This window comes from Mycolicibacterium confluentis (assembly GCF_010729895.1).
GTDB lineage: Bacteria > Actinomycetota > Actinomycetes > Mycobacteriales > Mycobacteriaceae > Mycobacterium > Mycobacterium confluentis.
The window spans coordinates 1,289,348-1,312,426 of the sequence record NZ_AP022612.1 but is presented as its reverse complement, the minus strand read 5'-3'; the positions used below and the strand labels follow the sequence as shown (position 1 = coordinate 1,312,426).

14 protein-coding genes are annotated in these 23,079 nt (G+C 67.6%); 5 read left to right on the top strand and 9 right to left on the bottom strand.

From position 1 onward, the window contains the following. Nucleotides 1–165 precede the first annotated feature (165 nt). The 3 genes from acpS to G6N34_RS06245 form a co-directional block, all read right to left on the bottom strand. Nucleotides 166–555 carry a holo-ACP synthase AcpS gene (acpS, locus tag G6N34_RS06255; RefSeq protein ID WP_085152945.1) on the bottom strand — a complete coding sequence of 130 codons (390 nt, stop codon included), beginning with the start codon at nucleotides 553–555 and terminating at the stop codon, nucleotides 166–168. A gap of 9 nt (nucleotides 556–564) precedes the next feature. Next, on the bottom strand, nucleotides 565–9,810 hold the full coding sequence (locus tag G6N34_RS06250) for a type I polyketide synthase (protein ID WP_085152943.1): 9,246 nt from the start codon (nucleotides 9,808–9,810) through the stop codon (nucleotides 565–567). Between the two features lie 570 nt (nucleotides 9,811–10,380). Beyond that, nucleotides 10,381–11,097 (bottom strand): DUF1906 domain-containing protein, encoded by a 717-nt coding sequence (locus tag G6N34_RS06245; protein ID WP_109788553.1) that lies wholly within the window; start codon nucleotides 11,095–11,097, stop codon nucleotides 10,381–10,383. Nucleotides 11,098–11,274: 177 nt separating this feature from the next. On the opposite strand from G6N34_RS06245, the gene G6N34_RS06240 reads away from it, so the two are divergent. Both G6N34_RS06240 and G6N34_RS06235 read left to right on the top strand, forming a co-directional pair. Beyond that, entirely contained in the window at nucleotides 11,275–12,549 is a 1,275-nt protein-coding gene (locus G6N34_RS06240) for an MFS transporter (RefSeq protein WP_085152939.1), read from the top strand. A 135-nt stretch (nucleotides 12,550–12,684) separates the two neighbouring features. After that, nucleotides 12,685–12,861 (top strand): hypothetical protein, encoded by a 177-nt coding sequence (locus G6N34_RS06235; protein ID WP_163645328.1) that lies wholly within the window; start codon nucleotides 12,685–12,687, stop codon nucleotides 12,859–12,861. 3 nt (nucleotides 12,862–12,864) lie between these two features. Here G6N34_RS06235 and G6N34_RS06230 read toward each other — a convergent pair whose 3' ends face one another. The 5 genes from G6N34_RS06230 to G6N34_RS06210 all read right to left on the bottom strand — a co-directional run bounded on the left by G6N34_RS06230 (nucleotide 12,865) and on the right by G6N34_RS06210 (nucleotide 17,928). Further along, nucleotides 12,865–13,500 (bottom strand): TetR/AcrR family transcriptional regulator, encoded by a 636-nt coding sequence (locus G6N34_RS06230; RefSeq protein ID WP_085152937.1) that lies wholly within the window; start codon nucleotides 13,498–13,500, stop codon nucleotides 12,865–12,867. A gap of 80 nt (nucleotides 13,501–13,580) precedes the next feature. After that, nucleotides 13,581–14,726: an aromatic ring-hydroxylating oxygenase subunit alpha gene (locus tag G6N34_RS06225; RefSeq protein WP_085152935.1), complete on the bottom strand. Its 1,146-nt coding sequence runs from the start codon at nucleotides 14,724–14,726 to the stop codon at nucleotides 13,581–13,583. Nucleotides 14,727–14,822: 96 nt separating this feature from the next. After that, on the bottom strand, nucleotides 14,823–15,710 hold the full coding sequence (locus tag G6N34_RS06220; RefSeq protein WP_085152933.1) for an ABC transporter permease: 888 nt from the start codon (nucleotides 15,708–15,710) through the stop codon (nucleotides 14,823–14,825). Continuing rightward, the gene (locus G6N34_RS06215) at nucleotides 15,707–16,645 is read right to left on the bottom strand and encodes an ABC transporter permease (protein ID WP_085152931.1); all 939 of its coding nucleotides are present in this window, start codon (nucleotides 16,643–16,645) and stop codon (nucleotides 15,707–15,709) included. Before G6N34_RS06215 ends, G6N34_RS06220 begins: the two co-directional genes overlap by 4 nt. Nucleotides 16,646–16,650: 5 nt before the next feature. Further along, a complete protein-coding gene (locus G6N34_RS06210; protein ID WP_085152929.1) occupies nucleotides 16,651–17,928 on the bottom strand; it encodes a polyamine ABC transporter substrate-binding protein in 1,278 nt (425 codons plus the stop codon). 134 nt (nucleotides 17,929–18,062) lie between these two features. On the opposite strand from G6N34_RS06210, the gene G6N34_RS06205 reads away from it, so the two are divergent. Further along, nucleotides 18,063–19,445: an aspartate aminotransferase family protein gene (locus G6N34_RS06205; protein WP_085152927.1), complete on the top strand. Its 1,383-nt coding sequence runs from the start codon at nucleotides 18,063–18,065 to the stop codon at nucleotides 19,443–19,445. A 16-nt stretch (nucleotides 19,446–19,461) separates the two neighbouring features. After that, nucleotides 19,462–20,625: an ABC transporter ATP-binding protein gene (locus G6N34_RS06200; protein ID WP_085152925.1), complete on the top strand. Its 1,164-nt coding sequence runs from the start codon at nucleotides 19,462–19,464 to the stop codon at nucleotides 20,623–20,625. Here the strand turns inward: G6N34_RS06200 and G6N34_RS06195 are convergent. Continuing rightward, on the bottom strand, nucleotides 20,622–21,287 hold the full coding sequence (locus G6N34_RS06195) for a TetR/AcrR family transcriptional regulator (RefSeq protein WP_085152923.1): 666 nt from the start codon (nucleotides 21,285–21,287) through the stop codon (nucleotides 20,622–20,624). The two genes, G6N34_RS06200 and G6N34_RS06195, sit on opposite strands and share 4 nt — an antisense overlap. A gap of 117 nt (nucleotides 21,288–21,404) precedes the next feature. Between G6N34_RS06195 and G6N34_RS06190 the strand changes: the two genes are divergently transcribed. Next, nucleotides 21,405–23,048: a phytoene desaturase family protein gene (locus G6N34_RS06190; RefSeq protein ID WP_085152921.1), complete on the top strand. Its 1,644-nt coding sequence runs from the start codon at nucleotides 21,405–21,407 to the stop codon at nucleotides 23,046–23,048. Nucleotides 23,049–23,079: the final 31 nt, after the last annotated feature.

Here is a 23,079-nt window from a genome sequence, read left to right as displayed (position 1 = left end):
GCGTACGTGGGTGCGCGCTGGGCGGCAGACGGGTGCGAAACGAGTCGCGAGCGTCCCATCTTGTACGCAGAACCCCGGCGTGTCCCGTACAAACGCCCCGCAAGCGGGGACCCCAGCCCGCTCGCGGGAAAGAGCGGGCCGCTCGCGGGGAACTGGGTGAGCCCGTCAGCTCTCCAGGATCGCCACCGCCGCGGCGGTATCCCCCTCGTGGGTCAGCGACACGTGGATCGTGACCTCCGCGAGATGCTTGGCGATGTCACCGGTGAGGCGCACCTTCGGCCTGCCCCACATGTCGGTGACCACCTCGATATCGCGATGAATCGCCTCCGGCAGTACGGGGCGCTGCGCGAACCGCGACCCCGACCACGCCTTGATGACCGCTTCCTTCGCCGCCCAGCGGGCCGCCAGGTGCCGCGCCGCCACCGAACTCTTGTCGGCGGCGTCGCGGCGCTCCCCGGGCGTGAACGTCTCAGCGAACACCGTCCCGGGCTGGTCGACCTGCTCGGCGAAATCTGGAATGGACACCACGTCGATCCCGACTCCGACTATCGCCACACGCAGACCCTAACGGATGTAGACATCGCCATCGCCGAGGCGCGAGGCCGCATCCAGCAGCATGGCGGCCTCCTGCATCTTCTCCGGCGAGTCGTGGTCGAAGCGACGGTCGGCAGGCTTCTCGTACATCGGCTTGCCGCCGGCGATCGCCGAGGCCAGTCGACGCTGTCCGGCCAGGACGCGCTCCTGCGAACGCTCCAGGTAGGACTCCCGCTCGGCGGGATCGAGGGAGGCCAGGAACGCCTGCGGGTGCACCAGCGCCACCAGGCCCGACACGTGCCCGAACCCGAGGCTGGTCACCAGACCGGCCTTGAGCGGCAACTTCTCGCCCAACCGCAGCGTGTCACGAACCCACACGAAGTGACCGGAGGTGGCCAACTCGTCGTCGACGCAGTCCAGGCTGCGGTTCGGCGGAATGACGCCGTCGCGCAGGATCTGGCACAGACCCATGATCTGGAACACCGCGGCACCGCCCTTGGCGTGGCCCGTGAGCGTCTTCTGGCTCACCACGAACAGCGGGTTGCCCGGTGCCCGGCCCATCGAGTCGGCCAGACGCTCATGCAGTTCGGTCTCGTTCGGGTCGTTGGCCAGCGTCGAGGTGTCGTGCTTGGAGATCACCGCGATGTCGTCGGCGCCGACGCCGAGCTTGGCCAGCGATCGCGCGAGCACCGAGTCCTTGCCGCCACGACCGGCGCCCAGGGCACCGAGGCCAGGAGCCGGGATCGAGGTGTGCACACCGTCGGCGAAGCTCTGCGCGTAGCCGACCACCGCGAGCACGGGCAGGCCCATCTTGACCGCGAGATCACCGCGAGCCAGCAGGATGGTGCCACCACCCTGGGCCTCGAGGAAGCCCAACCGACGCCGGTCGTTGGCGCGCGAGAACTTCGAGTCGCTGATGCCCTTGGCGCGCATCGTCTCGGTGTCGGCGGTGGCCGCCATGTCACCGAAGCCGATGATCGCCTCGAGCGTCAGGTCGTCGAAGCCGCCTGCGACCACCAGATCGGCCTTGCCCAGTCGAATCTTGTCGGCACCCTCTTCGACCGACACCGCCGCGGTGGCGCATGCGCCGACCGGGTGGACCATCGCGCCGTAGCCGCCCACGAAGGACTGCATCACATGTGCGGCAACCACATTCGGCAGGACTTCCTGCAGGATGTCGTTGGGCTTGGAGCGGCCCATCAGGTTGCCGTGGTACATGGTCTGCATCGAGGTCATGCCACCCATGCCGGTGCCCTGTGTGGAGGCCACCATGCTCGGGTGCACCCACCGCATCAGTTCGGTCGGCGTGAAGCCCGAGGACAGGAACGCGTCGACGGTGGCCACGATGTTCCACAGCGCGACACGGTCGATCGAGCCCGCCATGTCCGGGCTGATGCCCCACACGGTCGGATCGAAGCCGGTCGGGATCTGCGCTCCCACGGTCCGCGACAGCTTGGTCTTGCGCGGGACGCGAATCTCGGTGCCCGCCTTGCGGATCACCTCCCAGTCGCCGGAATCCGGGACCGGGCGGGCGACGGTGTGCTCGGGGTCGAACTGCACGAAGGCACGTGCGTCGGCCTCGCTGGACACGACGAACGAGAAGTCCTTGTCCAGGAACACACTGACCAGCAGCGGCGACGCGTGATCGGGATCGATCGCGCCGTCGTCGACGAACTCACGGATACCGCACCGCTCCACGACGGCGTCGTGGTAACGCTCGACCAGTTCGGCCTCGGGCACCAATTCGCCTGTCTGCGAGTCGTACCAACCCGGCTTCGGGTCGTCCTCCCACTTGATCAGGCCCGTGGTCCACGCCAGCTCGAGAACGCCGGCGGCCGACAGTTCGTTGTCGACCTCCATCTCGAAGCGCGTGCGCGACGATCCGTACGGTCCGAGTTCAGCACCACCGACGATGACCACCAGGTCGGCCGGGTCGACGTCGATCTCATCCCACACCGGCGGCGGCGCCGGGGTGTAGCCCCGCGGCGGCGACGGCAGAGCCGCGATGGTGCCGGCATCCAGATCGTCGTCGTCGGAGGCGGATTCGCTCAGCATCTCCTCGCGCGCCTTGGCGGCCAACTCGGCCATGTCGAGCTGGATGTCACCGAGGCCGCCGGTGAGGTCGACCTTGATCGGCGCGACCGCTGCGGTCACCTTCGAATCCACCGTGCACAGATCCAGCAGCATGGCTGCCATCTCGGCGGTGGTGTAGGTGATGACACCGGCCTCCTCGACCGCACCGACGATGGCGTCGTTGTGGCCCATCAGGCCCGTGCCCTTGGTCCAGCCGATCAGCGCGTGCGCCAACGTGACCCGCTCGGCCCACGACGACTCGGCGTGCCAGCGGTTGACCAGCGCATCGAGCGCGGCCTTCGACTCGCCATAGGCGCCGTCACCGCCGAACATCCCACGGTTGGGCGAGCCCGGCAGCACGACGTGCAGTCGCGAGGCGATGTCGCGCTCGGCACCGATGGTGGACAGCCCGCCGATGAGCCGCTGGACGGCCCACAGCAGCACCTTCATCTCCATCTCGGAGCGAGAGCCCGCCTCGGACAGGTCCCCGGCCACACGCGGTGCGGCGAACGGGAACAGCAGCGTCGGGGTCTGGGCGTCCTTGAGGTGAATCGACTGCGGCCCAAGGCTTTCGATCTGCTCGGTACCGACCCACTCGACCAGCTTGTCGATGTCGGAGTACGACGCCATGTTCGCCGGAACCACCCACAGCGTCGCACCGAAGCGCGCGTTGTCGCGGTAGAGCTCCTTGTAGAACGCCAACCGGTCGTCGTCCAGCCTGGAGGTCGTCGCGATGACGGTGGCACCACCGTCGAGCAGCTGACCCACGACCGACGAGGCGATCGAGCCCTTCGAGGCGCCCGTCACCACGGCGACCTCGTCGCTGTAGCGGCCCTTGCCCGGGTTCTCGGCGCCCGCGGCGATGCGGCCGAACAGCGACGCGTGGACGTTGCGGCCGGCGGCCAGGGACTTGCCCTGCCACCAGTTGGCTTGCGTGGCGACCACGTGGCCGGCACCTTCGAACCGCTCCGACAGGTGCGGCCAGTCGGCGTCGATGTCGCCCTCGTCGGCCAGCCACAGCTTGACAAGGTCCTCGCGGGCGCTGGCCCAGCGGTCGTCGAATACGACGGCCTTCTTGGCGTCGAACGCGGGAGCGACCAGACGCGGCCAGTCCGAACCGAGTTCGGTCGTCACCAGGTCGATCAGTTCGGCGTCGGAGGCCGTCTCCGGGGCGGAGACCGGAGCGTCCAGGCCGAGCTGTCCCAGCACCAGCCGCGCCGCTGAGGCGAGCACGCCGTCGGGGCCGGTGACCTTCTCGGCGAACTCACCGAGAGCGGCGGAGTCCACGACACCCCCGCCCGCGGCACCGCCAGCCGACGGCAGGCTGACCGGGATGCCCTTGCGGGCACCGACCGCGGAGACCGCGGCGTCGATCGCCTTGTCGACCTCGGCCGCACTGGCCAACGCACCCTCGTGCAGGCCGCCCAGTGCACCGCCGCGGACGCTCGAACCCTCACGGGTGCCCAGCGCCACCTCGACGGTGACGTGCTTGGCCCAGCCGGGTCCGAGCTCCCAGGCCTTGGCGACCCGCTCGGCGATGTAGGCCGGGCGCTTGCCGGACGGCCCGAAGACCGTGCGCAGCTGGTCGTTGATCGCGTCGGAGAGCACCGGGCCGAAGGGCTTGTAGGTGCGGGCCAGCTTGGTGACCTGCCCCTTGAGTGCACCCAGGTCGGCCTCGGCGGCGCCGTCGATGGCGCCGAGGTTGAGCTCGGAGCCCAGGTCGACCAGAAGCTGGTTGCGTCGCGAGGACGCACCGTCGGTGATCGATTCGATGGAGTCCAGCGCCTCGATCTGATCCAGCCCCATCTTCGCGCTCAGCGCGATGAGGGCGACCGTGGCGTCGGCGGCATCGAACACAATGTCATCGGGTCGTGGCCCACCCGACGGTGCCGCGGGTGCGGCAACCGGAGCGGGCGCGGCCTCGGCCGCAGGAGTCTCTGCGGCGGGAGCCGCTGGGGCACTGTCGAACTCGACTTCTTCGGGCTCGGGATCGGTGTCGCTGGCGAACAGCACCGCGGCATCGCGCTCGGCATTGAGCACCTCGACGGTGCTATGGGCGAATTCGGGCAGCTTGAGCGTGTTGGTGGCCAGTCCGGCGACGGTCGGCGCGTTCTTCACGCCGATTTCGACGAACCGTTCCACCCCGAGTCCGCCCGCGGCCTCCTCGATGAACAGCAGGTCCTGGGTCTCGATCCAGCGCACCGGGCTGGCGAACTGCCAGGCCAGCAGCTCGATCACGACCTTGCGCATCAACTCGCGTGGCTTCTCGTTACGCCAGGTGTCGTAGTCCGCGAGCACCTCGTCGAGCGGCTCGGCCGGCACCAGGTCGCGGATCTCCTGGATGAAATCGCGGTCCAGCGTGAACGGCCGGGGCACCAGGTTCGGGACGTAGCGCCCGACGACGAGCTCCGGATCCCGGTCCCGCGGCAGCACCCGCTCGAGGCTCCGCCGGAAGTCATCCACACCCACTCGCAGCACGCTGGAGTGGAACGGCACGTCGATACCGGGCACCAGGATGAACGACCGCTTGCCACCGCTGATTTCGCGACGACGCTCGACCTCTTCCTCCAGCGCCTCCAGACCGCGCACGGTTCCGGCGATCGCGTACTGCGACCCACGCAGGTTGAAGTTCACGATCTGCAGGAATTCACCTGTGCGCTCGGCGATCTCGTCGACGAAGTCCTTGACGTCATCGTCGGCGAGGTCGATCTGCGAAGGACGGATCGCGGCGAGGCGGTAGTTGGAACGGCCCCGCTCATCACGCGGCACGATGTCGTGCATCTTGGAACCGCGGTGGAACACGGCCTCCAGCAGGCCTTCGAGTTCGATGACGCCCGAGACACAGGCCAGCGCTGTGTACTCACCCACGGAGTGGCCGCACGCGATGGCGCCCTCGACGAACGCACCCTGCTCGCGCATCTCGGCCACCTGCGCTGCGGCCGTGGTGGCCATCGCGACCTGGGTGAACTGCGTCAGGTAGAGAACGCCTTCGGGGTGCTCGTAGTGCACACCCGAGGCGATCAGGCTGGTCGGGTTGTCCCGCACCACGTGCAGCACCGAGAAGCCCAGGGTCTCCCGGGTGAACTTGTCGGCCCGGTCCCAGATCTTGCGGGCGGCCTTGCTGCGGGCGCGCACCTCCATGCCCATGCCCTTGGACTGGATGCCCTGTCCGGGGAAGGCGTAGACGGTCTTGGGCGCGGCCAGGCGTGCGGTCGCCGACATCTTCAGGTCGGAACCGACACGCGCGGAGATCTCGAGCACCTCACCGCCGAGGTCGACGCCGACGCGGTCGACGCGGAAGTCGACCTCGTCGCCGGGCAGCACCATCCCGAGGAAGCGGGCGGTCCAGCCGAGCAGACGGGCCGGGGGTACCGGCTTGCCGTCGGTCGCGGTGACCACATGCTGGCCGGCGGCGGACAGCCACATGCCGTGCACGATGGGCGATTCCAGGCCGGCCAGCAGTGCTGCGGACCGGTCGGTGTGGATCGGGTTGTGGTCACCGGAGACCACGGCGAACGGTCGCATGTCGACCGGCGCGGTGATGGTGACGTCGCGGCGACGACGGCGGGGCGTGTCAGTGGCGTTGTCGGACACCGCTCCCCCGGCCCGGACCGGGTCGGCCAGTTCGGCGGCACCGGTGCGGCCACGGATCGCGAAGCGCTCCTCGAGCGTGGCGAGCAGGGTTCCGTCGGCATCCTTCACCGAGACCGACACCGGTACGACGCGGCCGACCTCGGTGTCGTAGGCGGCCGAAGCCGTTGCGGTGACGGTCAACTGCGCGGTCTCGGCCGGCAGCTTGGCGACCAGCTGGGCGGCGTGGTCGAGATGGACCAGACTCAGCAGGCCCTCGACGACCGGGAATCCGTCGTCGGTGACGGCCGCACCGATCGCGGCGAATACGGCGGGCCAGCAGCGGCCCACGAGCGCGTCGGGGACGACGGTGAGCGTCGGCGCCAGCGGCGCACCGAACGTCGCGGTGACACCCGTGTGGTCGGCGACCCGCTCGGGATCCCACTCGACGGTGGCGGTGGTCGAACCGTCGACCACCTCGGGCAGCGCGTCGGGTCCGTCGACGCCGGCCGCGATCGCCAACACCGACCGCATCGCGGTCGAGGCGTCCTCGGTGGTGACGACGGGCGCGCCACCGTCGACCGTGGTGGCCGGCAGGGTGAACGGAATCTCGATCCAGGTGCCCGACAGCGGAAGGCTCAACACGACCTTCTCGCCGACGATCTCCAGGCGAGCGCCGGTGGCGTGGTTGGTCGCGGACTTGTTCTCGTGCACAAGCCATTCGGACGGGGCAGCGATGCGGTGCACCGGGTTGGTCGCGATGCGGCCGGCCCACAGCACGTCGGGGGCGTCGAGGACCAGCGCCAGCGGGCTGGTGACGTTCTGCAGACGCGAGATCACCGGCTTGGGCTGCGCTCCGGCGGCCACGGCCTCGTCGATCGCGGCCTGCTCGAAACGGTCGAGCAGTTCACCGACCGGTTCATCGACCCGCGTGATGCCCGCGACGGCCTGCGTGCCGGGGATGATGCAGACCTGGTCGGCGGAGTAGCGCGCGTCGTGGGCCTGCCACAGCGAGTCGCTGCGCCACCACCGGCGGACATCCTTGTCGATGACCGGGACGAAGTTCACCGGCTTGCCCAGCGTCTTGCACAGCTGGACGAAGAACGGCACGTCGGCCGGGTGCAGCTTGACGGTCGCGGCGTCGGGGTATGCGGCCAGTAGCGCGGCGATCGCGGCCTGCGGGTCCTCCAGCAGCCGCTCACCCTGTTCGGTTGCGCCGTAGAGGGTTTCGATCGGACCGGAGTCGACGGCGTTGAGCCGGGCCTCGGCACGCTGCAGCATCTCGGCGAAGCGGTCCCGCCACGTGACGTCGAGCCACGGCGAGTCCTCGCGCCTGGTGTCGGCGGTCGAATCGTTGTCACCGATCGCCAGTTCGACGTAGCGGTTCAGCCACTGCTCGTAGGTCATCTCGGCGACGTCGCCGAAGTACGGCTTGGCGGTGTTGGCCATCGCGGCGATGATCTCGTCGCGGCGCTGGGCGACGGCGTCGGCGTCACCGGCCACCTCGTCGAGCAGTCGACCGCAGCGCGAGGCCGTGTTGTCGATCTCGTGGATGTCCGCACCGAGCTGGCTACGGCCGGAAGCCATGCCGCCCTGCGCCTTCCCGGCGCCGACCCAGGTGTCCGTGCCCTTGGTCTCGACCAGCATCTGCTTGACCTGCGGGCTGGTGGTGGCCTCGAGGGTCGCCATGGCAGCGGTGCCGACCAGGATGCCGTCGACCGGCATCAGCGGGTAGCCGTAGGCCTGCGCCCAGCGGCCGGACAGGTATTCGGCGGCGCGCTCTGGCGTGCCGATGCCGCCACCGACGCAGACCGTGATGTTGGAGCGGCCACGCAGTTCCGAATAGGTGGCCAGCAGCAGGTCGTCGAGATCCTCCCAGGAGTGGTGCCCGCCGGCGCGGCCGCCCTCGATGTGGGCGATCACGGGCTTGGTGGGCACCTCGTTGGCGATCCGGATGACGGAGCGGATCTGCTCGACGGTGCCGGGCTTGAACACCACGTGGCTGATGCCGACGTCGTTGAGTTCGCCGATCAGTTCGACGGCCTCTTCGAGTTCGGGGATGCCCGCCGTGACGATCAGGCCGTCGATCGGGGCGCCGGACTGGCGCGCCTTCTGCACCAGGCGCTTACCGCCGACCTGCAGCTTCCACAGGTACGGATCGAGGAACAGCGAATTGAACTGGATGGAGCGACCCGGTTCGAGCAGCGTCGTGAGCTCCTCGACGCGGCCGGCGAAGATCTCCTCGGTGACCTGGCCGCCGCCTGCGAGTTCGGCCCAGTGTCCCGCGTTGGCCGCGGCCGCCACGATCTTGGCGTCGACCGTCGTCGGGGTCATCCCGGCGAGCAGGATCGGCGAGCGACCGGTCAGGCGGGTGAACTTGGTCGACAGCTTCACCGAACCGTCGGGCAGCGTGACGACCTGGGGGGCGTAGCTCGACCACGGCTTGGCCACCTCGGGCACGGCGCCGACGGTGAACAGGTTGCGCTGACCGCCGCGCGTGGCGGCGGGCACGATGCCGATGCCGAGGCCCCGGATCACCGGCGCGGTGAGGCGGGTCAGGATGTCGCCGGGGCCCAGATCCAGGATCCAGCGGGCGCCGGCCTCGTGCAGCGCGGTGATCTCGTCGACCCAGTCGACCTGGTCGATCAGGATGGCCTTGGTCATCGCCTTGGCCAGTTCGACGTCGATGCCGACCTGCTCAGCCCAGCCGCCGACGATGTCGACGCCGTCGGACAGACGCGGGGTGTGGAAGCCGACCTCGACCTGCACGGGGTCGAACACCGGCGCGAAGACGGCGCCGCCGCGGATCTTGCTCTTCCGCTCGGCCTCTTCCTTCTGCGCGATCTGCTGGCAGTAGAGCTCGAAGCGGGACAGCTGCTCGGGGGTGCCGGTGATGACCACGGAACGGCGGCCGTTGCGGATCGACAGCACGGGCGGCAGCACCGTCCGGACGTCCTGGCTGAACTCCTCGAGCAGTTCGTAGATGCGCTCGGGGTCGGCGTTGGTGACCGAGACCATCGGCGGGCGGTCGCCGAGCACCGCGATGCCGCGGCGACGGGCCACCAGGGTGCCTGCGGCGCCGATCAGCTGCGCGAGCGCCAACAGCTCCACGTCCTTAGCTCCGCCGGCGTTGAGGGCCTCGACGCCCAGCACGCCCTGCGAGTGACCCGCGACGGCGACCGGGCGAGTGGCGGCCAGATCCAGGCCCTGACGGGCCAGCGCCCGCACGGCACCGATCTGGGTCAGCAGCACGCCGGGCACGGAGACGGCGGCGGAGGTCAGTTGCTTGTCGGTCGGCACGGGCTCTTCGGCTGCCAGCGCGCGCACCCAGCGCAGCGGCTCGAAGCCGATCGGGCGAACCACGACGAGTTCACGGGCGACGGGCTCGAGCAGCAGCTCGGCCTCACCGGCCAGGGTGGCGAGATCGGACTCGATGCCTGCCGAGGAGACCAGCTCCTCGAGCGTCTCCAGCCAGGCGCTGCCCTGTCCCCCGAAGGCGACGGCGAAGGGCTCGCCGGCGGAGAGTCGATCGACCAGGGCGTGAGTCGACTGTGCGGGCCCGGCAGCGCTGCCATCGTGGTTGGTTGAACCGTCGTATTCGGCAGATACGTTGTCGTGCTCGAAAATCGTCACCTTGTATGTCTCCCTGTAGCTCTCTGCGGCGTCATCGTCTTCACTGCTTGTACTGCGCACCTTGTCGGCCCGCGACCTCCCGCAGCTCTGCGGGAGGTGTTGGTCGGCGGCTCTTCTGTGAGCCCGCCGTGCGCACGGCGCCTACCGTGTGGTCCGGCATGGGACCAACCGGCTCGTCCTCGAGGTCGGCTCTGAAGACCTCTTCTCGCGTGCGAACCGGCTGCACTAAGAGTGTCATAAGAGCTATGGCCATTTTCCGCCGCCAATTGGTTACTAGCGAGTTCTACGCAGCAGTAACCGTGGCGTGGGTAACGCGGCGCTCAAGCAGGCCTCGCAAGCTGGAGGACAAACGTCCTGTTGGCGGGTGGTTACGCCCGAGTAGGTATAACTCCGCAGATCACAGCACGATTGTTATCGAATCGTAACCTGTGAATTCGCCGGTTTCCAAAGTCCCGCGTGGGGCGTGCCCAAGCACCTGCTCGGTTCGCCAGTGCATCACTCGGCGGAGGACTTTTGAAATAAAGTTTGCTGGCAAATCTTACTGATCAGTAATGTGAAGGCCGTTTCCGGTCAGTCCCACTGACCGAACTGCGGCTTCAGAATGTGGTTGATGTCGACCCCGACTCCCCCGACACTGCGGCTGTCGATCTCGACTTGGTGCAGGTGCGCCGCCGCATGGGCGATTCGGCCCGGAGATCCCCAGTTGTGCTGCCAGAAATAGGCACCCAGGCCGTCCTGGATCGCCCACTCGATGGTCTTGGAGTTGGCGTAGACACCCGTCCGCTGATGCCCCAGCACGGATTCGCACCCCCGCAGGAAGGGCGCTACCTGCTGTTTGTACTGCTCATGGCTGGGGTCGTCGTCGATCGACATATAGATCGGTGCGCCGTACGAACCTCCCGCCGCGACATGCAATTCCCAGCCGCGCTTGGCGTGCTGGATGCCGGCGGGCTGTCCGCCCAACCAGTCGGCGGTGTCCTGCTTGCCGAACTGGTAGCACGACACGATCTTGAGGCCGCTGCGGTAGAGGTCACGGGCTTCGGCGAGCTGAATCGGCTTGCCCAGCATCCACTGGCCGCCGGGACGCCGGTCCGAGACGTAGCGAATGGCTCCGATCGCCCCTGATGCCCGGATGTCGCTGGCCTTGATGACGCCGGCCGCATAGTCGAGCAGGACTCCCATCGGAGCCGCACTCGCGGTGTGTGCGGTCGTCGCTCCGGCACCGAGCACAGCGGCCGCCGGTGTGACCGCAGCCATCCTGAGCACGTCACGTCGCGATATCGACACGAACCTCAGAATATGACAGCCGCCCCATGAAACCCGACAGTCACACAGGTCACGGGTGCGTCTCGTTTCGCTGGGCACGAGATGTGACGCCGGCCATCGCACGAGAAAAGAATTTCCGCGAGTCCCCGCTGCCTGGCATCATCGACGTCAGGTCGGCAGCAACGGAAAGGCGAGCACGTGCGGCGCTGGATCGTCTGGTCCGTCGGCCTGTTGGCGTACATCGTCGCGGTGCTCGACCGCACGACACTCGGCGTGTCCGGTCTCGATGCCGCCGTGCGGTTCGATGCCAGCCCTGGGGTGCTGTCGACATTCGTCGTGCTGCAGATCATCGTCTACGCCGGCGCCCAGATCCCCGCAGGTCTGCTGCTGGACCGCTTCGGGTCACGCGTGATGATCGTGGCGGGCGGCACCCTGATGGCCGCGGGCCAGCTCACCCTGGCGTTCAGCGAGTCCCTGCCTGTCGCGATCGGCGCACGGGCCTTGTTGGGGCTCGGCGACGCCTTCACGTTCATCTCCGTGCTGCGCCTGGTCCCCCACTGGTTCAGCGAACGCGAGATCCCGCTCGTCACGCAGTTGACCGGGATCTGCGGCCAACTCGGCCAGGTGCTCTCCGCACTGCCGTTCCTGGCGCTGCTCGGCGGCGCCGGATGGAGCACGGCCTACGTGTCGGTGACGGCACTGGGCGGTCTCATCGTCGTCATGTCCATCGCACTGATCCGGGACACCCCGCACGGCCGGGCGGAACCGGTGCGGTCGATAGGTGTCCGCGACACCCTGGCCAACGTCAAGACTGTGTGGCTGCGGCCGGGCACTCGTCTCGGCTTCTTCACCCACATGGGCACGCAGTTCTCGGTCACGGCCTTCACGCTCATGTGGGGGGTGCCGTATCTGACCGAGGCGCAGGGATTGTCCCGCGGCATGGCGGGCACCCTGCTGACGGTCTCGGTGGCCGCCGCCATCTTCTCCGGCATCACCATCGGCGTCGTCACGGGCCGGCATCCGCACCGGCGTTCACGGGTGGTGCTGGGCATCGTCGCGAGCAATGCCGCGATCTGGACCGTGGTGTTGTCCCTCTCCGGTCCCGCACCACTGTGGCTGCTGGTGGTCCTGATCGTGGTGATCTCCGTCGGCGGCCCAGGCTCGATGGTCGGCTTCGACTTCGCGAGGACGTTCAACCCCAGTCGCACCCTGGGCACCGCCACCGGGATCGTCAACATGGGTGGGTTCATCGCCTCGCTTCTCGTCATGCAGGCGATGGGCATGATCATCGGCGCGGCCGGCGGATACTCGTTCGAAGCCTTCCGCTACGCGTGGTCTGTTCAGTACGTCATCTGGGCGATCACCGCGGTCGCGATCCTGATCACCCGGCGCAAGGCGCGACGAACCATCGGACAGATCGACGAGAGCAAGTACCTGCTGGAGTTCTTCGACGAGCGCCAACTGAGTCGCTGAGCCTGGTCTCCATCCCCACTTCCGCGTAACTGGCGCCCGCACACGGGTACCGCGCTACTCGCGACTCCGCGATCCCCGTCGCCGACGCTCAGAACTACAGCGCCGGAACATCCGGCATCGACGAGGGGGAACGTCATGACCGCAATCACGAGCATCGGCCACACCACTGCCCGCGTTCGGGGCTGGCTGCTGAGCGCCTCGATCCATCGGACGGTCGCGGCGGCGGAGAAGCCCGCGCACCGCCCGCGTCCGCACCGCAGCCCGAGCTACTACGAGAGCGGGCTCATGGGCCGGGAGCGCTTCCGTCTGTGAGGGTCAGCTGCCGGGACCGGCCGGCGGCAGACCGAGTTCCCGTTCCGCAAAGCGCATGGCGATGCGGTAGGCGACCGCGGGCAGAACGACCGGATCCTCGAGCGCAACCTGGACGAACAACCCGTCCAAAAGGGCGCTGAACTCGAGGCCGAACTCCACTGCGTCGACGGATTCACGCACCTCCCCCGGCCTGGCGGCCTGCACCGCGTCGACGATCATCCCGCGCCACCGCTCATCGAGTTCAACACGACCGGTCCACACCTCGTCGTTCCGGTAGGCCTGGGACCACAGCTCCAACCACAGACCCGAGGCCCCGGGAATCTCCTCGACATCACTGTCAGGCGTACACATCCACCGGATCAGCAGCGCCAGCCTGGCGCGCAGGGAGTCCGCATCGGCGAGCGACTTCGCGGCCGCGGCGTAGAACGACTCCTCCGAATGGCGCAACGCGTCGACGAGCAGTCGGTCCCGAGTGCCGAAGTAATAGATCACCAGTGGAGCACTGACTCCGGCGCGACTCGCGACGTCCGCGATTCGGGTGTCCGCGAAGCCCCGTTCGGCGATCAGTTCGGCCGCGGCGCGCAGCATCTGGATACGGCGAACCTCATTGTTCTCACTCGCGGTCGCCGGATCCGCCATCGGTGGTCACTTTCCCCTGCGTCAAATCTCTATGCCATTACCCGTCGCCGGCGCTGCCGAAACCGACCTGCCGAGCAGGGTCAGCCGAGGTAGGCCCGGGCGACCCGGGTGACGAACTGGTAGACGCCGTCCTCGTCAGGGGCCAACGGTCCGGGTCGCGCGTGCGGTGACGACAGTCCGCGCTGCACGGATTCGCATGCAGCCCAGTCCTGTCGGTTTGTCAGGTCCCAGAAGTCGACGGCGTAGGACGGGTCGAAATCCGGACGCTCGGCGACCTCTTTCGGGAACGCCCACGCACATTCGACGTGGGTGCGGTCGGCGGCCAAGGGCGTCATGAGATGCGTCATGACGTAGTCGGGATGGAGGCTGACCAACAGGTTGGGATAGCCGACCAGGTACATCACGGTGCGCAGTTCCTGGTCGGACAAGCCCTTGATCGCCACCCCACTGCTCCGTCCGTCGAGCGACATGGTCTCGGCGCCGTCCACGATCGACATCCACCCGCCCATCCAGGCCCCGCCGAGTTCCAGGTTCTCCCCACTGGTCGGCGGGCTGATCCGGGACAGCTCGGGATGGATCGACGAACAGTGGTAGCACTCCTGGTAGTTCTCCGCGATCACCTTCCAATTGGTGGCCAACTCATAGGAGTGTCGGGCGACGATGCGGAGTTCCTCGGGCCGGTACGGCGCGACCACGTCCTCAAGACCGGCGACGTGCTGCGCGAAGTCGGAGTCCTGGCCACTGGGGTCCACGAAGAGCCAGCCGTGCCAGTTCACCAAGCGAAGTTCGGCGAGCCCGAAGTCATCGGGGTTGAAGTCGTCGAACTCGTTGAAGGCGGGTGCATTTCGCAGAGAACCGTCGAGTCGATAGGACCAGGCGTGGTAAGGGCAGACGATAGTGCGGCGCTTGGCCTCCGCTCCGCAGGCCAACAGTTCGTGGCCGCGGTGCCTGCAGGTGTTGGCGAAGGCGCGGACAGTCCCGTCGTCTCCACGCACCAGCAGGACGCCGGACGCCCCGGATCCGACGGCACGTTGCGTACCCGGCGTGGCGATGTCCCCCGCGTGCCCTACGCAGCGCCATCCCGAGAAGATCGCCTGCTGTTCCCATTCGAAGACCGCGGGGTCGGTGTAGGCCTCGCGGGGCAGCATGCGCGACCGCCCGAAGGGTGCCAGTGCCGCAGCGAGATCACCGGCGGGAACGGGTGCGGGCCCTGGCTGTTTGAACATACAGTCAGGATAGCCCTCGCGAGCGTGCGTGTCTGCCCAGAAATTCGCGGCGTGGTGCGTACGACGGCGCACGCTCGCGGGTATTACGGGCCCGGATCAGGGGACCGTGGTCTCTCCGGCGAACCCGGCGATGCCTCGGTCACTGAGAGCATCGCCGCGAGTCATGCGGCGGTACACCAGGAATCCGATGACGATGGCCACCAGGGCCGCGAGCAGCAGCAGCGTCGCCAGGGCGTTGAGGGCAGGCGTGGGCGCGGCCCGCGCCGTGTTGTAGATCTTCACCGACACCGGTTCGGTGGCCGCATTGCTCGACAGGTACCGCACGAGCACGAAGTCGTCGATCACGTCGGCGAACACCAGCACGGTGCTGGCGAAGATCGCAGGCATCAGCATGGGCAGCGTGACGCGCCGCAGCGCCCCCAGTGGCCCCGCCCCCAGATCCATCGCCGCCTCTTCGTAATGCCTTCCGATCGTGGCCAATCGGGCGCGGACGAGGACGGCCGGGTAGGCGATCTGAAACGTCACGAGGCCGACAACCTGCGCCGACGTGCCCAGACCGATCGGCAGTGCCAGCGAGGTCACCACGAACAGCAGAGCCACCGCCAGAAGCACCTCGGGCACCACAAAGGAGATGAGCATCAGCGTGTTGGCGCCAGACGGCAATCTTCCGCGCCACCGGTCGATGCCGATCGCGAACAGAACGCCGAGCGGAACCGTGATCAGCGTCGTGATGACCCCCAGCTTCAGCGTCTGAAGCAGCGCGGTGTGCAATGCGGCGTCGTGCCACACCGATTTCGCCGGATCGCCCCAGTACCACCGGAACGAGAACCCCTCCCACCGCGTGCGCGACCGTCCGTCGTTGAACGAGAACATCACCGCGATCAGCACGGGCAACAGCGACCACACCAGGTAGGCCACCGTTACACCGACCAGAATCCGCGGGGGCCGCCACGGGTCGTGCCACCACGCCACGGGGCCCCTCACGACGCCACCGCATCACCACGCGAGGTCACCCGCACGTAGTAGAACATCGGCAGGATCGTCACGATCAGCACCAGCATCACGAACGCACCTGCCTGTCCGGTCTGCCCGGGCGCGTGCACGCTGTCGTTGATCAGATTGCCCACCATCGCGGTCTTCGGAGACGCCGACAGCATGTCCGAGGTGAAGTAGTCCCCCAGCATCGGCAGACACGTGAGCAGGACGGCGGCGACCATCGTCGGCCGGCACATCGGCAGGGTCACCCGCCAAAACGAGCCCAGACGGTCGGCCCCGAGGTCGCGGGCGGCCTCGAGCGTGGACTGCGGCAGCCGATCCAGGCCGGCGTAGAGCGGCAGAATCATGTACGGCACATAGCCGTACACCAATCCGAGGATCACCACCACCGGTTGGCCGGTGAGCCAATGCACTCCGACGTCGAACGCGCCGCCGAACGTCAGCACCCGATTCACCAGACCGTCGTCCTGAAGAAGGTTGACCCAGGCCAACATCCGCATCATGTAGCTGATCCAGAAGGGTGCGATCAGCAGCGTCAGCAGCAGGCCCCGCCGACGTCCCGCCAACCGGGCCACGTAGTAGGCCACCGGAAACGCGATCGCCAGGCACAGCACGCTGGCGATCCCGACGTAGACCGCCGTTCGGATCAGGGCAGGCCCGTACACGTCATTGGGCGCGATCCGCGCCAACACATACATGAACTGCGTGCTGTCCCACTGCAGTGGATTCCACACCGGCACCGGCGTGCGGAAGATCGGGTCGATTCGCCCGAACACGATGGAAGCCACCACATACAGCGGTGCGACGACGAACAGAAGCAACCAGACGATGCCGGGGCTGGCGAGCAGCGGCCACAGCGCGTTGGTGCGCTCGCGGCGGACCGGGCGTGTGGGAGTCGATGCCGGCGGAGCCGTCACCGCCACGGGGCTCAGGCTCCTCCGGCCTTGAAGGCGCGCCAAACATTGTGCCAGGCAGCGTCATTCGCGGCGTCCAACTCCAGCAGCCGGTATCCCGCGTCGAAGTACTCGGGCCGGACGATCGCCGACTTGAGATGCTCGGGGATGAACCCGTCGGCGACCAGTGAGTCGGGGTTGATCGAGTTCTGCGGCGGCTGATAGCCGATCTGGGTGAAGTTCTGCTGCGCCGAGACGGGATCGAGCATGTGATTGAGGAAGAGGTGCGCCAGTACGGGATTCTTCCCGCTCTTGAGGATCACCATCAGGTCGTTGTCCACCAGCCCCTTACCGTCGGACGGGAACCAGTACCTCAACACGTCCGGCGACGTGTCCTCGGGCAGGTATCCCAGCGCCTGGATGATGTCGCCGGACCACATCTGGGCCAACCCGATCTGACCCGCGGGCATGTCGTTGTACATGGTGATGGTGACCTTGGGCGAGGTCGCCGCCACCATCTCCGACAACTGCTCGCCGACGAGTTTCAGGTCCGCCTCCGACGACGTGTTGACGTCGGTGATGCCGTTGCGCAGCAGCACCAGCGCCATGGCCGTGTGCCAGTCGTCGATGATCGCGGTCTTGTTCTTGTACTTCGGATCCCACAGTGCGTCATAGGGATTCGACAGTGCACCGATATCCTCCGGCACCTGGTCCGCACGCCAGCCGATTCCCGTGGTGTAGACGGTGTAGGGCGTCGTGTAGCGCCACTCCTGGTCGTACCAGGGATTGCTGAACACCGGCCACACATTGCTGATGTTGGGGATGTAGCTGTGGTTCAACGGTTTGAGCAGACCGCCGTTGACCAGTCGGCTGATCTGGTCGTAACTGGGAAAGTAGATGTCGTAGTCGACGTTGCCGCCCCGGATCTTGGTGATGGCTTCGTCGGTGTCGTTGAACGTCGAGATCTGCACCTTGGCCTGGTACTTGTCCTCGAAGGACTTCACCGCATCCGGCGAGATGTAGTCGGCGTAGCTGTAAAGCTGAAGAGTGGCGCCCTTCTCGGGTGCCAGCGCGTCGGCGATGGGTTGGTTGTCCGACGGAACGTCCCATGTGACCGGACTGCTCGGTGCGGCGATGGTCAGACTCGGGGTTGCACCACCGCCCCCGGCACCGTCCTTCGAACACGCGCTGAGCGCCAGAGGCAGTGCGGGCACGGCGGCGGCGAGCAGCGCAGTCCGGAGCAGAAACTGTCTGCGGCTGGGGCTGGATCGGGGGTTACCGTGCGGCAGTTCGTTTCCGGGGAGAACGGGCATACGAGCCTCCTGCCGTCGCGGTCTTGTCGCTGCAAGGACTCTCGCATAGACTGAACGCTCAGTCAAGGCAGGAAACCGCACTTCACCTGCGCTCTGCGCGGGGGCGGATCCCGCGCCGCCGTGGAGGGGATCCCGTGTCTGCATCGGCAGTCGACCACCGTTGTTCGGATGCCGAGCGGCTGACCGAGATGATCGCCAAGCAGGAGGAGGTGTTCCTGCGCCGGCAGCCCCGCAGCACGGAGTTCATCGAGCGCGCGCGGCGCCACCTCGCGGGCGGCGCCACCTCCAACTGGCAGATCGCCGAACCCCAGGCCGTGTGGATGAGCCATGGCAGCGGGTCGAAGGTCTATGACGTCGACGGCACCGAGTACGTCGACATGCACGGCGGCTACGGCGCGGCGATCGCGGGTCACGGCCACCCCGCGATCGTCGCGGCGGTCAGCGAACAGGTCAGGCGGGGAACACATTTCGCCCAACCCACCGAGAATGCCATCTGGATAGCCGAAGAACTGTCCCGGCGCTTCGGACTCCCGCTGTGGCGGTTCGCCAACTCCGGCACCGAGGCCACCATGGACGCGGTGCACTTGGCGCGCTCGGTGACAGGCCGCGACCTGATCATCAAGGTCGAGGGCTGCTATCACGGCCACCACGACTCGGTGCAGGTCTCGGTGCTCCCGGAGGCCGACGAGATCGGGCCGCGCGAGCACCCGACGGGAGTTGCGGGCAACAGCGGCATCCCCACCGCGATCAGGGATCTGGTGGTGGTGGTCCCCTTCAACGACGCCGAGGCCGTCGCTCGCGCACTGGCCGAACATCAGGGCCGGGTCGCCGCCATGATCCTCGAACCCGTGATGATGAACGCGGGCATCATCGCACCCCACGACGGCTATCTGGCGGCCATCCGCGATCTCCTGCACGCCGCGGGCGCCCTGCTGATCTACGACGAGGTCAAGACGGGCTTCACGACGGGACCCGGTGGCGTGACCGCCCTTTCCGGAGTCGTGCCCGACATCGTGTGCCTGGCCAAGGCGCTCGGCGGCGGGATTTCCGTGGCGGCCATCGGCGGCACCGAACCGGTGATGTCCGCCATCGCAGACGGCCGCTACGAACAGGTCGGCACCTTCAACGGCAACCCGCTCGCGATGGCCGCGACCCGCGCCACCCTGACCGATGTGCTGACGCCGCAGGCGTATGACCATCTGGAGCGCCTCGCGGCCGGACTGCGGTCCCGCCTCGAGGCCGTGATCGCCGAGCACGGGGTGGACTGGCATGTCGTCACGGTGGGTGCCAAGGGCTGTGTGACCTTCCGCGGGGAGCGCGTGCACGAGTACCGGGACTTCCTGGATGTCGATGACCGGTTGGGCCATCTGCACTGGTTGATCCAGCACAACGGAGGCGTATTCCTGCCGCCATGGGGCAAGGTGGAGCAATGGCTGCTGTCCGTTCAGCACGACGATGTCGACACCGAACGCTTCGCCGCGAATTTCGCGACGCTGGCCGCGGCGGTGGCCAACTGAGCCGGAAGGCCCCGCGGTGACCGGGGGCGCCATCCGCCTGCTGCAGCTGGCCAAATCGTTCGACGGGGTTCCCGCGGTCACGGGGATCGACCTCGACATTCCGGGTGGTCAGTTCTACTCGCTGCTCGGCGCCTCGGGCTGCGGCAAGACCACCACCCTGCGGATGATCGCGGGGTTCGAAAAACCCGACTCCGGGCGCATCGAACTCGACGGACACGACGTCGCCGGCGACCCCCCGCACAAACGTCCGGTGAACACGGTCTTCCAGACCTACGCGCTGTTCCCGTTCATGTCGGTGTGGGACAACGTCGCTTTCGGCCTGCGCTACCAGAAGACCTCACGCGAGGAGACCCGACGACGGGTCGGCGAGGCGCTCGACCTGGTCCGCATGACCGATTTCGCCAAGCGTCGCCCGGCGCAGTTGTCGGGTGGCCAGCAGCAGCGGGTCGCACTGGCCCGGGCGTTGGTGCTGCGACCCCGCGTCCTGCTGCTCGACGAGCCTCTGGGCGCCCTCGACGCCAAACTGCGCAAGCAGTTGCAGTTGGAGTTGCGCGCAGTGCAGCGCGAGGTCGAGATCACGTTCGTCTACGTGACACACGACCAGGAGGAGGCGCTCACCATGAGCGACCGAATCGCGGTGATGGCGAACGGGAGGGTCGAACAGGTGGGCTCCCCCACCGAGATCTACTCGGCGCCGGCCACCACCTACGTCGCCGGATTCCTCGGTGCGGCCAACATCTTTGACGCTGACGTGGTCGAATCCGCCGACGGGTCCGCGATCTGCTCAGCCGTCTCCACCCGACTGCGGGCCGCCACCCATGACACGGCTAGATGCCCGCCGGGACCGGCGGCCATCGTGATCCGCCCCGAACGGATCAGCCTTCAGTCCGTCGACGAACCGGTGTCCGCTGGACACAACGCGATCGCCGGCACTGTCGGCGAAGTCGTGTACCTCGGGGCCTCGACGCAGGTCCATGTCGACGTCGGCGCGGATCACGCCATGGTGGTGGAGATTCCCAATCATTCGGGGCCTCAGTCGGTGCCGCACCAACCCGGCAGTCGTGTGCACTGCGTGTGCACCCCGGATGCGGTGCGGGTGTTGACCCGAAGTCCGGTCGCGGTGGTCAGCGACCACACCACGGACGCCGTCGAACCCCAGAACGCACTGGCTCCGGGCTAGCGGCGGCGGGCGGTGCTGCCGTTGGCGGCGGCTTTCCTGGCGGGAGGCAGGTCGAGTTCCCGCTCGGCGAAACGCATTGCGATGTCGTAGGCCATCTCGGAGTCGACCTCCGGATCCTCCAGCGCGACCTGGATGGACAGCCCGTCGAGCAGCGCACTGAACTCGAGCGCGAACAGCCTGGCGTCCACGGTGCTGCGCAGCTCACCGGGCGCCGCCGACTCCAGGGCGTCGATGATCATCCGGCGCCACCGCGCGTCGAGTTCGATACGTCCGGCCCGCACCTCGTCGTGCCGGAACGCCTGTGCCCACAGGTCGAACCACAGCCCCCAGGCGCCCGGGATCTCGTCCGCCGCGTCACCCTCGGGCACGCAGGTCCATCGAATCAGCAGCGAAAGCCGTTCGCGCAGTGATCCGACCTCTGCGAGCATCTGCTCGGCCGCGCTGTAGAACGACTCCTCGGAGTGCCGGAGCGCATCGACGAGCAGCCTGTCCCGGGTGCCGAAGTAGTAGATGACCAGTGCCGAACTGACCCCGGCCCGCTTCGCCACATCGGCGATGCGTGTGTCGGCGAAACCGCGCTCGCAGATCAGTTCCGCTGCCGCGCGCAGCATCTGGGTACGGCGGGCCTCATTGCCCTCCGTCGCCGGAGCTGGGTCTGCCATGAATCGATCACGTCCTCTCCTCGGAGGCTGAGTTGCCCCTTGTCGGAAGCCTAACACTTGGTTAGATTGAACAGTCAGTCAGGAACTTCGGATCGGCGCGGACGAGGGTGGGACTTCATGTCGAACGAGTACGACGCACTGGTCATCGGAGGCGGGCACAACGGCCTCGTCTCGGCCGCCTACCTGGCCCGGTCAGGCGCCCGCACCCTGGTCCTGGAGGCCCGGCACACGCTGGGCGGGGCGGCCACCACTGAAGCCCCCTGGGCCGAGGCTCCGCACCTGCGGGTCACTCGTCTGTCATACGTCATGAGCCTCATGCCGCCCACCATCGTGCGGGACCTCAACCTGGAGCGCCACGGCTACAAGGTGCACCCGATGGGGCCCTACTACCAGGCCTTTCCCGAGGGAGGGTCGCTTACCATCTATGAGGACGACCCAGCCCGAACCCACGAGCAGTTGGCCAGATTCTCCAAGCGCGACGCCGACGCGTGGCCCAAATGGAACGCCTGGCTTGAGGGCATCGCCGACGTGATGGGTCCCCTGCTGACACAGGTGCCGCCGAACATCGGATCACACCGTCCCGGGGACCTCGTCGACCTCGCCAAACTGGCATGGGGTCAGCGCGGCATCACCACCAGGCTGACCGCCGATGTCACGCGACTGCTGACCATGAGCATCGCCGACCTGCTCGACGACTGGTTTGAATCACCGCAGATAAAAGGCGCTTTGGCGGTCAACGGCGTGATCGGCACATGGGCCGGCCCCCGCGAGCCCGGGACGGCCTACGTCATGGCGCACCATTCGATCGGCGACGTGGGCGACGGTCAACTCGGCAGTTGGGGCTATCCCGAAGGCGGGATGGGTGCGGTCTCCGACGCGATCGCGCGCTCGGCCCGCAGCTTCGGGGCCGAGATCCGCACGCACGCCCGAGTGTCCCGTCTTCTCGTCCGCAACGGTCGCGTCCAGGGCGCGGTCCTGGAGAACGGTGACGAGATCCACGCGCCGGTGGTGGTGACCACGCTGCATCCCAAGATCGCGTTCCTCGACCAGATTTCGCCCTCTGAACTGCCCGACGACTTCGTCAACGACATCGAGCACTGGAAGAGCCGCAGCGGGGTCGTCAAGATCAACCTGGCACTGGGCGAACTGCCCAACTTCACCGCGGATCCCAGCACCGGGATCGCCGAACACCACACCGGTTCGGTGGAGATGGCGCCCACGCTGGACTACATTGAGGCGGCTTTCCAGGACGCCCGCAACGGCAGGCCCGCACTCCTGCCGTTCAGCGACAGCGTCATTCCCACCACCCTGGATCCGACGCTGAATCCCGATGGCACACACATCATGTCGCTGTTCACCCAATGGGTGCCCGCCGACTGGTCACAGGCACCGCACACCGAGGAACTCGACGCCTACGCCGACCGCCTGATCGAGTTGTACGACGAGGTGGCACCGGGATTCAAGTCCTCGATCCTGCACCGCGACATCGTCGGCCCCCACGAAATGGAGCAGGAGTACGGGCTCATCGGAGGGAACATCTTCCACGGTGAGCTGTCACTGGAGCAGTTGTTCCACATGCGCCCCGCACCGGGGTTCGCCGACTACCGCACACCCATCGCAGGCCTCTACAACGGAAGTTCGGCGACGCACGCGGGTGGCGGCGTCTGCGGCATTCCCGGCTGGCAGGCCGCGCGAGCCGCGTTGCGGGACAACAGGCGTGCGGGACGACGGCTCCGCCTCACCCTGGGCAGGCGCTCCTGACCGCCGAAACCACACACCGCGCCCCGACCGC

Bases quoted from the DNA above. Each gene is read 5' to 3' on its own strand.
- G6N34_RS06230 (WP_085152937.1), bottom strand. From the start codon at position 13,500: ATGGCGGATCCGGCGACCGCGAGTGAGAACAATGAGGTTCGCCGTATC.
- G6N34_RS06195 (WP_085152923.1), bottom strand. From the start codon at position 21,287: ATGGCAGACCCAGCTCCGGCGACGGAGGGCAATGAGGCCCGCCGTACC.
- G6N34_RS06225 (WP_085152935.1), bottom strand. From the start codon at position 14,726: ATGTTCAAACAGCCAGGGCCCGCACCCGTTCCCGCCGGTGATCTCGCT.
- G6N34_RS06235 (WP_163645328.1), top strand. From the start codon at position 12,685: ATGACCGCAATCACGAGCATCGGCCACACCACTGCCCGCGTTCGGGGC.
- G6N34_RS06190 (WP_085152921.1), top strand. From the start codon at position 21,405: ATGTCGAACGAGTACGACGCACTGGTCATCGGAGGCGGGCACAACGGC.
- G6N34_RS06210 (WP_085152929.1), bottom strand. From the start codon at position 17,928: ATGCCCGTTCTCCCCGGAAACGAACTGCCGCACGGTAACCCCCGATCC.